General features: G+C 66.9%; 9 protein-coding genes. 6 read left to right on the top strand and 3 right to left on the bottom strand.

Annotation, left to right across the window (positions count from 1 at the left end):
* Window positions 1–163: 163 nt before the first annotated feature.
* From ACQR1I_RS20045 to ACQR1I_RS20030, 4 genes are all read left to right on the top strand, one after another.
* Window positions 164–1,732, top strand: coding sequence for a caspase family protein (locus ACQR1I_RS20045; protein ID WP_434866638.1), 1,569 nt, complete (start codon window positions 164–166; stop codon window positions 1,730–1,732).
* A 141-nt stretch (window positions 1,733–1,873) separates the two neighbouring features.
* A complete protein-coding gene (locus ACQR1I_RS20040; RefSeq protein ID WP_434866273.1) occupies window positions 1,874–2,551 on the top strand; it encodes an OmpA family protein in 678 nt (225 codons plus the stop codon).
* 169 nt (window positions 2,552–2,720) lie between these two features.
* Complete coding sequence (locus ACQR1I_RS20035; protein ID WP_434866272.1) at window positions 2,721–3,647, top strand: efflux RND transporter periplasmic adaptor subunit; 927 nt, start codon at window positions 2,721–2,723, stop codon at window positions 3,645–3,647.
* On the top strand, window positions 3,647–6,790 hold the full coding sequence (locus ACQR1I_RS20030; RefSeq protein ID WP_434866271.1) for an efflux RND transporter permease subunit: 3,144 nt from the start codon (window positions 3,647–3,649) through the stop codon (window positions 6,788–6,790). The genes ACQR1I_RS20035 and ACQR1I_RS20030 overlap by 1 nt, the downstream gene beginning before the upstream one ends.
* 9 nt (window positions 6,791–6,799) lie before the next feature.
* Here ACQR1I_RS20030 and ACQR1I_RS20025 read toward each other — a convergent pair whose 3' ends face one another.
* Window positions 6,800–8,428, bottom strand: coding sequence for a glycosyltransferase family 39 protein (locus tag ACQR1I_RS20025; protein ID WP_434866270.1), 1,629 nt, complete (start codon window positions 8,426–8,428; stop codon window positions 6,800–6,802).
* Window positions 8,429–8,681: 253 nt separating this feature from the next.
* A complete protein-coding gene (locus ACQR1I_RS20020; RefSeq protein ID WP_434866269.1) occupies window positions 8,682–9,356 on the bottom strand; it encodes a Crp/Fnr family transcriptional regulator in 675 nt (224 codons plus the stop codon).
* Window positions 9,357–9,565: 209 nt separating this feature from the next.
* Here ACQR1I_RS20020 and ACQR1I_RS20015 point away from each other — a divergent pair, with 209 nt between their 5' ends.
* Window positions 9,566–11,662, top strand: a complete 2,097-nt coding sequence (locus ACQR1I_RS20015) for an AsmA family protein (RefSeq protein ID WP_434866268.1) — start codon at window positions 9,566–9,568, stop codon at window positions 11,660–11,662.
* Window positions 11,663–11,917: 255 nt separating this feature from the next.
* Window positions 11,918–14,374, top strand: a complete 2,457-nt coding sequence (locus ACQR1I_RS20010; RefSeq protein WP_434866267.1) for an adenylate/guanylate cyclase domain-containing protein — start codon at window positions 11,918–11,920, stop codon at window positions 14,372–14,374.
* 1,350 nt (window positions 14,375–15,724) lie between these two features.
* Here the strand turns inward: ACQR1I_RS20010 and ACQR1I_RS20005 are convergent.
* The gene (locus ACQR1I_RS20005) at window positions 15,725–16,282 is read right to left on the bottom strand and encodes a MarR family winged helix-turn-helix transcriptional regulator (protein WP_434866266.1); all 558 of its coding nucleotides are present in this window, start codon (window positions 16,280–16,282) and stop codon (window positions 15,725–15,727) included.
* Window positions 16,283–16,351: the final 69 nt, after the last annotated feature.

The raw sequence follows: 16,351 nt of genomic DNA, 5'->3' as shown, positions 1-16,351 counted from the left end.
GATCGAAGGACGACGAAAAGTCTGCCGGTCGTGACGATTCTTCAACCGTCCCAAGCGGTTGACGGATCGTCACGGCGATTTGATAATGCCTGACGCGTGGGATAAGGTCGCCGCGGCGCAAGCTGGACGGCGCCTGTTGCTGGACCGCTGGACCGCCATCGTGATGACGATTCGCCTGCTGTTGCTGCTCGGTTTGATGTTCGCCGTGGCGTTCTCTGGTCCCGCCCGAGCGGCCGGTGACCGCTTCGCCCTCGTGATCGGCAACGCCAAGTATCCGGATGCCGAAGCGCCGCTCAAGGAGCCGATCAACGACGCGCGCGATCTGACCGACGAATTGAAGCGCGACGGCTTCAGCGTCGACACCCTCGAGAACGCCACCGGCGATGCGATGCGCCGCGGCCTCGAGCGGCTGTATGGCAAGATCAAACCCGGCTCGGTGGCGCTGCTGTTCTTCTCCGGCTTCGGCATCCAGTCGAGCCGCACCAGCTACATGGTCCCGGTCGACGCGCAGATCTGGCAGGAGGCCGACGTGCGGCGTGACGGCATCAGCCTCGAGCAGGTGCTGCAGGAGATCAACAGCCGCGGGGCCGGCGTGAAGATCGCTCTGCTCGATGCCTCCCGCCGCAATCCCTATGAGCGAAGGTTCCGGACCGCGTCGTCCGGACTGGCCCCGGTGATCGCGCCGAGCGGTACGTTGGTGATGTATTCCGCCGCGCTGTCCTCGGTGGTGTCCGATACCGGCCGCGACCGCAGCCTGTTCGTGCAGGAGCTCCTCAAGGAGATCCGGGTGCCCGACCTGACCGCCGAGGAGACGCTGAACCGCACCCGCGTCGGTGTGACGCGGGCCTCGCGCAGCGAGCAGGTGCCGTGGATCTCGTCCTCGCTGGCGGAGGATTTCTCCTTCGTTCCGGGCGTGGGCGGCGCACGGCCGAATCCTCCGGCCGAGATCAGCACCGCGCCGGCTCCCGCGCCGGTCCCGACGCCGGTTCCCACGCCGAAGGTCGCGGCGGCGCCGCCTGTGCCCGTGCCGGCACCGCCGCCGCCAGCACCGCCGCCGCCAGTGCAGAAGATCGAACCGCCGGCTCCGCCCGTGTTGCCTGCACCGCCGGCGCCGACGTCTGAACCCACGCCGGTGCCGCCGGTCGCGAACCTCGCGCCTCCCGCTCCGACGCCGCCCGCGCCACCGCCTCCTGCCCCGACGCCTCCTGCTCCGGTCGCGCCTTCTGATCCGTTTGCCGACGATCCGGTGATCAAGGGCCTGACCGAGAAGCTCGCCAAGAATCCGGAGGACGCCGGCTCGCTGTATCGGCGCGGCCAAGTCTATGCCAGCAAGGGCGCCTATGCGTCTGCGATCCGCGATTTCGACGAGACCATCCGGATCAATCCAAAGGACGTCGAGGCGCTCAACAACCGCTGCTGGGCGCGGACCGTGGTCGGCGATCTGCAGTCGGCGTTGCGCGATTGCAACGAGGCGCTGCGGCTGCGACCGAATTTCGTCGATGCGCTGGACAGCCGCGGCCTGGTGAACCTGAAGAGCGGCGCGGCCAAGAACGCGATCGCCGATTTCGATGCGGCGCTGAAGATCAATCCGCGGCTGACGTCATCATTGTACGGGCGGGGCCTCGCCAAACAGCGCAACGGCGCGGCGCAGGAAGGCGCGCTGGACATCGCCAATGCCAAGGCGATGGATCCGAACATCGTCCGCGAATTCGAAAGCTACGGCGTGCGCTGATTTTTTGCGCCCGCCCGCCGGCCGCCTCGAACCATGCGGCGCGCCGGGCCGACATAAACGCGAACAGCCGGACTCGCGAGCGGGCGCTCGCGGCGAGGCGGAACATGAGTTCGCGTGAGTTGCGCGCGAGGAGGATTGGCAATGACCGCACCAAAGATTTCGACCAAAGCCCCCGGCCTGACCGGTCTGCTGGTGGCCGCCAGCCTGGGCATGTTCGCATCGTTCGGCATCACGCAGGCCTTCGCGGCCGAAGACGTGACCGAAGATCAGATCGTCCGTGCGCTTGCCGGACCGAAGAAGCCGCTCACCCGCGGGCTGTCGATGGCGCCGCCGTCCGAAGAGGCGGCGCCTGCGGCGAACCCGCAGCAGGACAAGTTCCTGCAGAGCATTCGCGGCCGTTCGACGCGCTCGCTGTCGACTGCGGAGCGCGAGGAGATCGCGGCCGTGGCCAAGACCAAGCCGAACATCGATCTCGAGATCACCTTCGACTACAATTCCGCCAACATCAGCCAGAAGTCGATGCCCTCGGTGCAGGCGCTCGGCCGGGCGCTGACCAGCGCCGATCTCAAGGGCTCGACCTTCGTCGTCGCCGGCCACACCGACGCCGCGGGCGGCGACGGCTACAATCAGGATCTGTCGGAACGTCGCGCCGATGCGATCAAGCGCTATCTGGTCGACAAGTTCGGCATCGCCGGCGCCGATCTGGTCACGGTGGGCTACGGCAAGAGCAAGCTTAAGGACCCGGCTCAGCCACTCGCCGAAGTGAACCGCCGCGTCCAGGTCGTCAACATGCAGAGCAAGACGGCGGCCGCCAAGTAGCGCCGCGTCTGCACGCCGTCGGGGGTCGCGTGGCGAGAGACCGAGGTCACCGGATGCGTCCCGCAGGCTTGCGGGGCGCATCGTCTTGCCGCAGTGGATTCCGTCTCGCCAGTGCCGGCATCCGCTGCATCGTGAAACCGCATCCCGCGCCGACCGGACCCGCTCTTCTATGACCCTGCCCAAATCGCTCAAAACCGCGGCCAGCGCGGTGGTCTTCGTGGCCCTCTTTGCGGGCTATTACTTGTACGAGCATCGCCCGCATCCCTCGGAGGAGGAGCCGCGCATGCAGGCCCAGGTGCTGGTGACCAAGGCGGCCAAGGCCTGCTTCTCCGATCTCGTCCGCGTCACCGGCTTCGTCGTGCCCCGCCGCGAGGCGGTGGTCGGCGCCGACCAGGAGGGATCGCGGGTCACCGACGTGCTGGTCAAGGAAGGCGACACCGTCACCGAGAACCAGGAGCTCGCCCGCCTGACGCCGCCACCGCCGCAGCCGGGGGCGCCTGCCGCGGCGGCCGGCCGTCCCGTGTCGCTGCGCGCGCCGGCCGCCGGCCTCGTCACCGAAGTCCGCACCATCGTCGGCGCGCCGGCGTCACCGCAGGCCGGGCCGATGTTCCGCATCGCCGTCAACGGCGAGCTGGAGCTCGACGCCGAAGTCCCCAGCGTTCACCTCTTGAAGCTCAGCACCGGCGTGCCGGTCCGCGTCACCCGCGACAATCTTCCCGACATCGTCGGCAAGCTGCGCGTGGCCTCGCCGCAGGTCGACCGGTCGACCCAGCTCGGCCATGTCCGGATCACGCTGACCAGCAATCCGTCGCTGAAGCCCGGCATGTTCGCCCGCGCCAACATCGATGCGCGGCGCAGCTGCGGGGTGGCCATCCCGAACACCGCGATCGACCATCTCACCGTCCAGGTCGTGAAGGGCAATACGGTCGAGACCCGCAAGGTCCGGGTCGGCCTGGTGTCCGATACGTCGACCGAGATTCTGGACGGTCTCACCGAAGGTGAGATCGTGGTCGCCGACGCCGGCAGCTCGCTGCATGATGGCGACCAGATCAAGACCATGTTCGCCGAAGACATCGATCGCACGCGGGTACGCTGATGGCACTGAATATCTCGGCATGGTCGATCCGGAACCCGCTGCCGTCGATCCTGTTCTCGATCATCCTGCTGATCCTCGGCTGGATGAGTTTCACCAAGCTCGCGGTGACGCGGCTGCCGAACGCCGACATCCCGGTGATCTCGGTGGCGGTGGCGCAGTTCGGCGCGGCGCCGTCCGAGCTCGAATCGCAGGTCACCAAGATTATCGAGGACGGCGTCTCCGGCGTCGAGGGCGCGCGGCACATCCAGTCGCTGATCACCGACGGCCTGTCGGTCACGACGATCACCTTCGCGCTGGAGACCAACACCGATCGCGCCATCAACGACGTCAAGGACGCGGTGACGCGGGTCCGTTCCGACCTGCCGCAGAACGTCACCGAGCCCCTGATCTCACGCGTCGACAAGATCGGCCTGCCGATCGTCACCTATGCCGCGATCGCGCCGGGCAAGACGCCGGAGCAGCTGTCGTTCTTCGTCGACGATGTCGTCAAGCGCGAGCTGCAGGGCGTTCGCGGCGTCAGCCAGGTCGAGCGCATCGGCGGTGTCGAGCGCGAGATCCTGGTCTCGCTCGATCCCGACCGGCTGCAGGCGATGGGCCTCACCGCCGTCAATGTCAGCCAGAGCCTGCGCGGCACCAATGTCGACGTCGCCGGCGGGCGCGCCGAGATCGGCAAGAACGACCAGGCCATCCGCACGCTCGCCGGCGCCAAGACGCTGAACGAGCTGTCCAACACCATGATCCCGCTGTTCGGCGGCGGCGAGGTCCGGCTCGCCGATCTCGGGACGGTCACCGACACCATCGCCGATCGCCGCACCTTCGCGCGATTCAACGGCGAGCCGGTGGTGGCGCTGGGCATCAAGCGCGCCAAGGGCGCCAGCGACGTTGTCGTGGCCGAAGCCGTGCAGAAGCGCATCGACCAGGTGAAGGCTGCCCATCCCGACGTCGATCTCCGGCTGATCGATACGTCGGTCGAATTCACCAAAGGCAACTATGACGCCGCGATTTCGACCCTGTTCGAGGGCGCGATCCTTGCCGTCATCATCGTGCTGCTGTTCCTGCGCGATCTCAGGGCGACGATCATCGCGGCGATCTCGCTGCCGCTTTCGATCTTCCCGGCGTTCTGGGCAATGGACATCCTCGGCTTCTCGCTGAACATGGTGTCGTTCCTGGCGATCACGCTGTCGACCGGCATCCTCGTCGACGACGCCATCGTCGAGATCGAGAACATCGTGCGCCACATGCGGATGGGCAAGTCGCCCTATCGCGCTGCGCTCGACGCCGCCGACGAGATCGGCCTCGCGGTCATCGCCATCAGCCTCACCATCATCGCGATCTTCGCGCCGGCCAGCTTCATGTCCGGCATCGCCGGGCAGTTCTTCAAGCAGTTCGGCATCACCGTTTCGGTGCAGGTGTTCTTCTCGCTGCTGGCGGCGCGGTTCGTCACGCCGATGCTGGCGGCCTACTTCATGAAGCACCACGACCATGACGATCCGCCGCCGGGCATCATCCTGCGGGCCTATCAGCGCATCGTGACCTGGTCGGTGAAGCACTACTACATCACGATCCTGCTCGGCGTCGGCATCTTCGCGGCCTCGATCTGGAGCACGACGCTGCTGTCGAAGGGCTTCCTGCCGGCACAGGACGCGGCGCGCTCGCTGCTCGCGATCGAGCTGCCGCCGGGCGCGCAGCTCGCCTACACCGAGAAGGTCACCGAGGACATCGTGGCGCGGCTGCGCAAGCGGCCCGAGGTGCGCAGCGTGTTCGTCGATGGCGGCCGGCTGCAGGGAGCGATGGAGGTCCGCCGCGCCGGGATGATCGTCAACTACACGCCGAAGACCGAGCGCAAGATCACCCAGAAGGAACTCGAGCTCGAGATCACCAAGGATCTGGAGACCATCCCGGACATTCGCTTCTGGTTCACCGACGAGAACGGCCTGCGTCCGATCAAGCTGGTGCTGACCGGCTCAGATCCCAAGCTGGTCGACAACGTCGCGAGCGAACTCGCCTCGCAGATGAAGCGGATTTCGATCATCTCCAACGTGGTGTCCGACACCTCGCTCGACCGGCCGGAATTGCGCGTGCAGCCGCGCGCCGATCTGGCCGCGCGCCTCGGCGTGTCCACGGAAAGCCTGTCGCAGACGATCCGCGTCGCCACCATCGGCGATGTCGGGCCCGCGCTCGCCAAATACGACGCCGGCGGTCGCCTGGTCCCGATCCGCGTCCAGCTGGAGGATGCGGCGCGCAGCGACGTGAAGATCCTCGAACAGCTGCGGGTGCCGCTCGGCCAGTTCGGCGAAAAGGGCGGCGTGCCGCTGGCGGTCGTCGCCGACATCAAGCTCGATCAGGGCCCGACCAGCATCAGCCGCTACGATCGCGGCCGACAGGCCACGGTCTCGGCCGATCTCGTTGGCCTCGCGGCGCTCGGCGATGCGACCAAGCTGATTGACGATCTGCCGGTCAGAAAGACGATGCCCGCGAGCGTCAAGCTGATCCCGTCGGATGACGCTGAAAGCCTGAACGAGCTCGCCTCCGGCTTCATCACCGCGATCACGGCGGGCATGATGATCGTCTACGCGGTGCTGGTGCTGCTGTTCGGCACCTTCCTGCAGCCGATCACCATCCTGTTCTCGCTGCCGCTCTCGATCGGCGGCGCGATCGGGGCGCTGATGCTGACGGGCAAGCAGCTCACCATCCCGGTCTATATCGGCATGATGATGCTGATGGGCATCGTCACCAAGAACGCGATCATGCTGGTCGAGTTCGCGATCGAGGCGATCCACGCCGGCAGCCGGCGCGACGAGGCGATCGTCGACGCCGGCATGAAGCGGGCGCGGCCGATCGTGATGACCACGATCGCGATGGTCGCCGGCATGATGCCGAGCGCGCTCGCAGTCGGCGCCGGCGGCGAATTCCGCTCGCCGATGGCGCTGGCGGTGATCGGCGGCCTGGTGTTCTCGACCGTGCTGTCGCTGCTGTTCGTGCCGGCGATGTTCCTGGTGATGGACGACGTCGGCGCGCTGTTCGCGCGGATCGGCCGCAAGCTGGTGGTGTCGTCAGGCGATGCTGCGGAGGCAGATCACGCGGCGCCACCGGAGCACGCGCCGAAGCCGCCGCCATCGGTGATCTCGCCGGCGGCGGAATGACAGCGTTGCTCAGTCCGTCTCAGGCAGGCGGCTGCGGGCGCTGACATCCTCGGGAGTGGCCGGGCGCTCCTTCGACGGCGTGATCGCCGGCGGCACGATCAACGCGACAAATCCCTGGCTGGCGCCGTGCCAGCCGAACAGCTTGGTCCGCAGCGTGAAGCCGACGCGCACCGAGCCTTTCGCCCGCGCCGCCGCGGCCGTCATGCCGGCGATGCAGGAGACGTCGGTGTCGTAGCACAGCGCCGCCCAGCCCTGCGGGTTCAGCGCCGCATCGGGAAGCCGCAGCTCGTACGGATGCACCAGGCTCATCTCGTAGAGCGGATGGTCAGCGCTGTAGAACGCCGCGGCGAACGCCAGGCCATCGTCGCCGCCGACGATGGCGAGAGGCTGGTCCGACGACGTCCGCCACAGCCGGTCGAGCTCGGCCATGGCGGGTGCATAGAAATTGCGGCCCTCGTTGAGCGGGACGTAGATCCGATACAACGCATGCAGCGGCGCAACCACGGTTACGGCCAGCGCCGCGATCGCCAACGTGATCGCGGCGAGATTGATCGTGTGGTCGCGCGGAGCCTGATAGCTGGCGCCGCAGACGATGACGATGACGAACAGGAACACCCCCTGCAGGCCCCAGAGCGGTGGCATGTCGGTGCCGAAGGTCGCGGACACCAGCGCCGGAAACAGAACGGTGCCGAAGCTGATCATGGCGAGCAGCCGCAGCCCGGAGCCGAGACTGAGCGCATCGTTCAGCACGCGCGCGGGGCGAGGGCGGGTCATGGCCAGCCATATCAGCCCGGGGACGCCGACGATGCCGGCCATCGCCAGCACGAAGCCCGCGGCTTCCACCAGGGCGGCCGCTCGGGTTTTGCCGACGTGATGTTCGATCGCGTGCGAGAACGGCTGCGCACCGGTCTCGGCCAGCCAGATCAGGTGGGGCGCCAGTACGACCAGCCCGGCGAGCGACGCGATCCACGGCGCGGCCGAGCCGAAATAGGCCCGTCGCTCGCGGTGGCAAAGGGCGGCGACCGCGAAGCTGCCGATCAGGAAGATCGAGTAGTATTTGCCGAGCATGGCGAACGCGGCGGTCACGCCGGCCGCAACCGCCCAGCCGGCGTGGCGGGTCTCGAACGAGCGCAGGAAGCACCAGGTCGCGAGCGGCCAGGTCGACAGCAGCACGGCATTCGCGTTGAAGCGCTGCGCGTGCAGTTGATAGATCGGCGGCAGCATCAGCAGCAGCAGCACGATGAGGCGCTTGTCGCCGCGCGCGAAGCGCCGCGTGATCAGGTCGACGGCCCACAAGCCGATCGCCGCGTTGACCAGCGCCAGCAGGTTGAAGGACCAGTTCGTCAGCGGGAACACGGCCGTCCAGGCCCGCGCCACCCAGCTCATCAGCGGCGGGTGCTTGGTCGAGCCCCAGTCGAAGCTGCGCCCCAGCGACCAGGTCTCGATCACATCCTGGTGGAGATCGCCTCCGACATAGGCAATCGAAAAATACGCCATCCAGGCCGCAACGAAACCGATGATCAGCAACGACACGGTCCAGCAGTCGTCGACGGCGTCGATCCAGGCCGAAAGAGCCCTGCGCCACCTGGCAATCGAGCCGCCTGTCTCGATCACGATTGCCGGTAACGCAAGGCTCATGACGTCGCTTCCAACTCAGTTGTTCTGGCGCGGCAAGCCCGCCGGCGCGCGCGAGCGCACCGGCGAAGGGACATCGCCGCTGCCGGATCGACCCCTGGTTAGAACTGTTAAAAATAGTTCATGTCGCAAATCGTGAGCCGTGGTGGCCCAAATGCGATCATGTTTGGTCGCCGGCGTTACCTCTCGCAGCATAGCGCGCGGTTTCCGCCGCGAGCCCGGCCAGGAATCGTCGGATTTGCCGCGCGCCGTCCGCCTACTCGTTGCGGGCGATGGTGTTGAGCCTGGTCAGGTCGTGCAGCAGGATGCGGCCGCGTTGCAGGTCGAGGATCTTGTCCTTGCGCCAGGTCTGGAGCTGACGGTTGACGCTCTCGCGCGCGGCACCGACGAAGATGCCGAGCTGCTCCTGCGAGATGTGCACCTCGGAGCCGAAATCCTCGGCCAGCGCGCACAGCCGGCGGGCCAGGCGAATCGGCAGCGGCTGCAGCACCGACTCCTCCATGCGCTCGCTCTGCCAACGGATGCGCTGGCACAACAGCTGGATGATCTTGATCGCGACCTTCGGCTCGCGCTCCAGGAAGCTCAGGAAATCCTCGCGCCGGAGCACGAACAGTTCGGTGACCTCGCCGGCCGTCGCGTCCGCGGTGCGCTCCTGCCCGTCGAGCACCGCGACCTCGCCGAACAGATCGCCGGGTCCCATGAAGTTGAGCGTCAGCCTGCTGCCATCGGTCGCGCCGGTCTCGATCCGGACCTGGCCGCGCCGGACGCCGAACAGGGCATTGCCGGGGTCGCCCTTCTGGAACAGCACCTCGCCCGCGGAGAGGTGCTGGGTGTGGCACAGGTTTGAGATGCGCTGAAGCTCGTCGGCACCGAGGTCGGCGAACATCGGGTTCATCTTCAGAATGACCGCAAATTCGGCCTGCTTGCTCATCGGTATACCCATAGCAATGGTGTGAAAGCCCCAGTTACCGAAACCCCTCCGGCAGAAGTGTGTCATAAGTCACATAAAGGCGCATGGGCTTCCGACTAGTTTGGTCGCTGTCGGGGCGGCTCTGGTTCCGAGATTGATTTTGAACCGGGTTGGCGTTGCCGCATGCTAACCCGTGTAGGCCGCTCGCGCGCCGCGATTGGGACATCGACATGAAGGCATTGAAGATCGCTGGCGGTTTGGTTGGCGCCGTCATCGTCGTGATCGCACTGGCGCTCGCCTTTGGGCTGCCGGCGGGCTTCCTGACGGTGGCCATCCAGGACCGCGTCGAGCGCGACACCGGTTATCGCTTGAGCGTGGCGGGTTCCGCGAGCGTCAGCGTGTGGCCGTCGCTGCGTGCGACGCTGACCGACATCACGCTGCAGGATGCGAAGGATCGGGACGGCAGCAATCGGCTGACCATCGGCAAGCTGCAGGCGGACATGACGCTGTCGAGCCTGTGGTCCGGCCGGCCCGACATCAGCGACATCATTATCGAGAAGCCGACCCTGTATATGCCGCTGCTGCGCGAGCGCCTGCGGGACACGACGCCGCGCGTCCGCTCGGCGGCGAAGCCGGAGGCGGCGCCCGCCGTCCGGATCGAGCGGGTCACGGTCAAGGACGGCGCCGTCGTTCTGTCCAACCCGCGCGACAGGGTCGAGAACCGGCTCGACAGCATCGGCGCGACGGCCTCGCTGAGCGACGGCAAGATCAAGGTCACCGGGACCGCCCAGGCCGGCGGAAGCCCCGTGACGTTCGACATCACGGCGGCCGCGCCGGCGATGCCGTTGGACCGGCAGACGCTGCCGGTCGAGTTCAAGATCGGCATGGCCAGCGCATTCCGCGGCGTGCTGGCCGGCCGCGCCGACGTCCGGCTGAACGGGCCTGTGGTGATGATCAACGGCCTCAGCGGCACGCTTGGGGATGGCGACTTCAACGGTTGGGCCTCGGTCGATCTCGCCAGCAAGCCGCTGGTGAAGCTCGATCTCGACGTGCGCCGTCTGGATATTGGCAGTCCGGCGTCACAGCGCGCGGTTGGTTCTCCCGGCTGGAGCACGGCGGCGATCGATCTGCGCGGCCTCAATTATGTCGATGCGCGCGTGAAGCTGTCGGCGACGGATGTCGGCGTGGCCGGAGCGCGCCTCGGTCCGCTCGATGTCGAGGCATCGCTGGCCGGCGGCTTGCTGAAGGCGACGATTGCCAATCTCGGCGCCTATGGCGGGCAGGCCAGCGGTGAGCTCGTCGTCGACGCCTCCACCGGCAACCCGGCCTATGCGATGCATTGCGATCTCGTCGGCATCCGCGCGCTGCCGCTGCTGCAGAACGTCGCCGAGTTCGACAAGCTCGACGCCCGGCTGCAGGGCAAGCTGGCGCTGCGCTCGACCGGTGCGAGCCAGCAGGCGATCATGAGCAATCTGAGCGGCTCGGCGTTTCTGCTGTTCCAGGACGGCGTGATCCGCGGCATCAACGTCGCGCAGATGATCCGCTCGCTGACCACCAATCCGCTGTCGGGCTGGCAGGACGCCAAGGACTTGTCGACCGACCTGACCCAGCTCTCGGCCTCGTTCCAGGTCGAGCGCGGCCAGGCCGCGACCAGCGACCTCAATCTGATCGGGCCGCTGGTGAAGGTGACGGGCGGCGGCACGATCGATCTCGGCAATCGGGCGCTCGCCATGCGCGTCGAGCCGAAGCTGGTGCTGACGACGGAAGGCCAGGGCCGGGCCTCGGATCCGGTCGGTCTCGGCATTCCCGTCGTCATCGACGGTCCGTGGAGCCAGCCGCGCTTCTATCCCGACATGGCCGGCATCCTCGATAATCCGGATGCGGCCTATGCCAAGCTCAAGCAGATGGGGCAGGGCCTGTTCGGCAAGGATGGCGCCGGGCTCAACAACCTGATCAACGGCCTCGGCGGCCTGCTTGGCAGCGCCGCGCCCAACACCGGCACCACTACCCCCTCAGGCACGACTCCAAACACGCAGGCACCCCCTGCGGGTCAATCCGATCTGCTCGGCGGCCAGCTTGGTGCGGCGATCGGCAATCTGATCCAGCAGGGACTGCAGCAGGGCGGCACGCAGCCGCAGCCCAGAAGCCGCGGCCGGACGGTGGTGCCTTCCGAGGGCGGCGTTCCGCTGCTGCAGCCGCCGCAGGCCAATCAGACGCCGCAGGCCGAGCCGGACCAGACCTCGCGGGATCGGTCCGAGCCGTCTCCGGACAGCGCGCAAGACAGCCAGCCGATGAACGACGTTCTCAAGCGGATTTTCAACCGGTAGCATAAGACCTCAATCTTTTGATGGCCTCCTCCGAATGGGGGAGGAGGATGGTCGCGGCCCGTGCGACCATCACATGGACATGGCCGACGTCCGCCAGCGAGCCCGCCTCAGCTCACATTCTGTGCTAGACCACGACCGGCGGCGAAATCGCTCAGAGCAGACTGGTGCTGCCGCCAGAGTGTCGCTGCCGCGAGGATGGCAGCGAACGCGCCCGTCCGGGGTTTTAGCCTCGGCGAAGACGCGCGAGGGGTCCGGATGAACGAGGTCGAGAACAGAGGCTGGTCGCTGCGGCAGGGCCTGTTCGCCAAATATGTCGTCTCGCTGGTCGGGCTCGTGGTGTTCGTGCTGGCCGTGAACGGCGCGACCGAGACCTGGATCAGCTATCAGGCCACCAAAGCGAGCCTGACGGCCGCCATGGCCGAGAAGGCCGATGCCAGTGCGCGGCGGATCGACCAGGCAGTCTCCGACCTGCAGCGCCAGATCAGCTGGGTGACGCGCGCGAGTGCCAAGACGCTGGAGGACCGTCGCGCCGACTACGTCCAGCTCTTGAGCCAGGCGCCGGCCGTGCGGCAGCTCTATCAGCTCGACGGCCAGGGACGCGAGCAGCTCCGGGTCTCCCGTACCGCGATCTCGTTCTCGTCGGGCACCGACCTGTCGCGCGACCTGCGCTTCACCGAAACCGTCACCCATGGCAGCAATTTCTCGGCCGTCACCTTCAAGGGCGCGCAGCCGATGATGTCGATCTCGGTCGCGCATTCCGGCTTCAATGCCGGCGTGACGGTGGCCGACATCGATCTCGACTTTCTCGAAGACTTCATGACCGAGGCGCAGGTCGGCAAGGTCGGCACCGCCTATGTCATCGATCCCAAGGGTCTGGTGCTGGCGAGCTCGGCGAAGGGGCCGGCGGTGGGACAGGATCTGTCCAAGCTGCCGCAGGTCGCGGCCGTGCTCGCGCCCGACGGGCAGCCGCTGGCCTCCGGCACCGACGGAGAAGGACACGCGGTGCTGTCGGCAGCCGCGACGCTGCCCAAGCTCGGCTGGGCGGTGTTCTTCGAGCAGTCGACCGCGCATGCGCTGGCGCCGATCCGCGATCAGCTGCTGCGTGGTGCGCTGCTGATCGCGCTCGGCCTCGCCGTGGCGACGCTCGCCGGCTCGCTGCTGGCGCGCCGCATGCTCGTTCCGATCACGGCCTTGCGCGCCGGTGCGCGCCGATTGGGCGCGGGGGACTTCGAGCAGCGCATCGAGGTGAAGACCCATGACGAGCTGGAGGAGCTGGCCGATCAGTTCAACAGCATGGCGGGACAGCTCGCGCAGTCCTATGCCGTTCTCGAAGCTAAGGTCGAGGAGCGCACGCGCGATCTCGCGCAATCGATCAACGAGCTGAAGGTGCTGGAAGAGGTCGGGCGCGCGGTCTCGTCCTCGCTCGATCTCAACGCGGTGCTGCCCACGGTGGCGGCGCGCGCGCTCGAAATCACCCATGCCGACGCGGTCCTGATCTATTCCTATGAGGCTGTTACGCGCAGCTTCAAGCTTGTGGAAGCCAAGGGCATCGAGCGTGCGCAGGATGCGGCCTACAACACGCTCGACGAGGAAGCGAGCCTGCTGGCCGAATCGGTCCGCAGCGGCGAGCCGATCGCGATCGCCGAGCTCGCGACCGCGCCCGACCATCCGTTGCGCGACGTTGCAGTGGCAGCCGGGTTTCATGCCGTGCTGTTCACGCCGCTGGTCGATCAGCAGGGCGTGCTCGGCGCGCTCGTCGTGCTCCGGCGGGCGGCCGGCGCGTTTCCGCCGAACCTGATCGGCCTGATGCGCACCTTCGCCCACCAGGCGGTGCTGGCGATGCGCAACGCGCGGCTGTTCACCGAGGTCGATCAGAAGGGCCGCGAGCTGGCGCTGGCGCACGGCACCGTGCAGCAGCAAGCGGCGAAGCTCACCGAGCAGACCGAGCAGCTGCGCGAATGGAACAAGTCGCTGGAAGAAAGAGTCGAGAAGCAGCTCGCGGAGATCGAGCGCATTCGCCGCCTCGAGCGCTTCCTGGCGCCGCAGGTCGCGCAGATCATCGCCTCGTCGGATGGCCATGATGCGCTGCTGGAAAGCCATCGCCGCGAGGTCACGGTGGTGTTCTGCGATCTGCGCGGCTTCACCGCGTTCACCGAGACCACCGAGCCGGAAGAAGCGATGAACGTGCTGCGCGAATATCACGCAGCCCTCGGCAAGCTGATCTTTAAATATGAGGGCACGCTCGACCGCTACGCCGGCGACGGCGTGATGATCCTGTTCAACGCGCCGATCCCGTTCGACGACCACGCCACCCGCGCGGTGAAGATGGCGCTGGAGATGCGCGAGGAGATCGGCGGGCTGACCGAGCGCTGGAAGAACCGCGGCCACAGCCTGGGCTTCGGCGTCGGCATCGCGCTCGGCTACGCCACGATCGGCCAGGTCGGCTTCGAGCACCGGCTGGAATATGCCGCCATCGGCAGCGTGACCAACCTCGCCTCGCGGCTGTGCGACGAGGCCAAGGCCGGCCAGGTGATCGTCTCGCGCCGCGTGTTCGGCGTCGTCGAGCACCAGGTCGACGCCAGGCCGATCGACGATCTGCATCTGAAGGGCTTCAACCACCCGGTGCTGGCGATGGAGATCCTGCGCTGGCGTGAAGACGGCACCGAGACCGTCGATGTGGCAGCGGAGCGGCGCCGGTCACAGGCAACATGAGGCCGTGACTGAGGCGTCGCCGAAGGCGGCCCGTGCGCGGTCCTCAATATGAGCGCTATCTTAGCCCGTCCAGCCCTGGTTTCCGCTCCGACCCCTCATGGTGAGGAGCGTCGCTCTTGCGACGCGTCTCGAACCATGAGGCCGCAGCGCGGGCCTTGCCCTTCGAGACGCCCGCGTGCGCGGGCTCCTCAGGGTGAGGGGAGATGCTGATGGCAGCCGATCGACGCGAGCAGACTATGAGCACGCTCATGGCGGCTTGCAGCCCGGTCTCAGTTCTTGCCCCTCATGGTGAGGAGCGTCGCTCTTGCGACGCGTCTCGAACCATGAGGCCATATCATTTCCGATAAAAATAAATCTCTTGCGTATTATCGGAAATTATGATTATCTCCGCGCATCCCGTCTCGATGCAAGGGGCGTAGCGCGCGATCGTCACGACACGCGAGGCGGGGATGCGATGGCCGCGAGAGCTCGCAGCATGTCCTGACCGGATGTGCGGACGAACGGGCGCTTGCGGACGGTCAAGTCGCGTGGTCCTGGCCTCCCGACGCTGAGGTCCGCGCAATGCGCGCAAGCGCATTGTCGCGATACGGTGGCCAACAAGCCGGCGCACCGGGGAGATCGCGAAGCAGCCGTAAGCCCGTCGCGCAGGGAATGCCGGATGTTCGGCTGAACCTGTGGTTCTCGCCGCCTGCATTTTTTTCGCAGGCGGGCCATGGGTGAGGCCTTCACCCGGCATTCCCTGCGCCCTTGCGTTCTCGCGAGGGACGAACTGATGGATCATCTCGGGCAGAGTCTGCCGCGAGACTGCGCCGACATGTCCCGAATACGCAGCAGTTGTTTGAACCGTGAATCCGCCCCATCCTCCGCCGTCGTCCCCGGACAAGCCGCGACGTGCGAAGCACGTCGCGGCGCCGATCCGGGACCCACGCCGCAGCCGACGTGAGTTGCGAGATGCCAACCACCAGCCTGCCCCAAACCACTCCCTGTGGTGATGGATCCCGGCGTTCGCCGGGATGACGGCGGAGTATGTTGATGCAGTTTTCGTTCGGCTACTCAATGCATGCAATGCATATTAGCTGTGACGCTGGTTCAACACCCGTCATTGCGAGCGCAGCGAAGCAATCCAGGGGCCGAGTATGCAGTTCTGGATTGCTTCGTCGCTTCGCTCCTCGCAATGACGGCGGAGGGATCGGTTGTGACGCCCAGCTGCCGTAGGGTGGGCAAAGGCGCCTGGGAGGTGTTCGTTGTTGGACTATGCTGTCGCGCGCCGTGCCCACCGCGGTCGTTTGACGAAGAACGGTGGGCACGCTTGGCCTTCGGCGATGCTTTGCCCACCCTACGCGCTCACAACTAATAGGCCTGCTTGGCGTCGGCTTCCTCGCTGGTCTGGATCAGATCCAGGCTCGTCTCGATCTTGCCGATCAGCCGGTCGAACAGCTTGCGCTCGTCCGCCGACAGGCACGCCATGATCTCGCGCTCGCGCTGCTGCAGCCGCGGGATCATTTCCTCGTACAGGGTCTTGCCCTTGCGGGTCAGCCGCAGGCGAAACTCACGGCGATCCTCGGCATTCTCCACCCGCTCGATCAAGCGGCGCTCCAGCAGCGACGTCACGGCGCGGCTGATGGTCGATTTGTGGGTGCGGGTGCAGGCTGCGACATATTGCGCGCTGCAGGCCTCGCGGCGGAAGCCGAGCGTCGCCAGCACCCGCCATTCCGGAATGTCGAGCCCGTAGCGCTCGCGATACTCGCTCGCCAGCGCGGCGCTGACCTCGGCGGCGAGCCGGTTCAGCCGGAACGGTGCGAATTTGAACAGATCGAGCCGCTCCTCGCCCTGCGGCAGTGCGGCATTCTGCTCGCCGTCGGCGGGTTTCGCCGGCCGCCTGGACGCCGCGGTGGGTGAGGTCGCCACGTTCGCGCTCCGATTTTTTTGAGTTGACGCGGCCGAGGCCGTCGGCTTTAGAATAGTTGCAGGTGAGAC

Source organism: Bradyrhizobium sp. HKCCYLS2038 (assembly GCF_051167655.1).
GTDB lineage: Bacteria > Pseudomonadota > Alphaproteobacteria > Rhizobiales > Xanthobacteraceae > Bradyrhizobium.
This window is presented reverse-complemented; position numbering and strand designations above follow the sequence as displayed.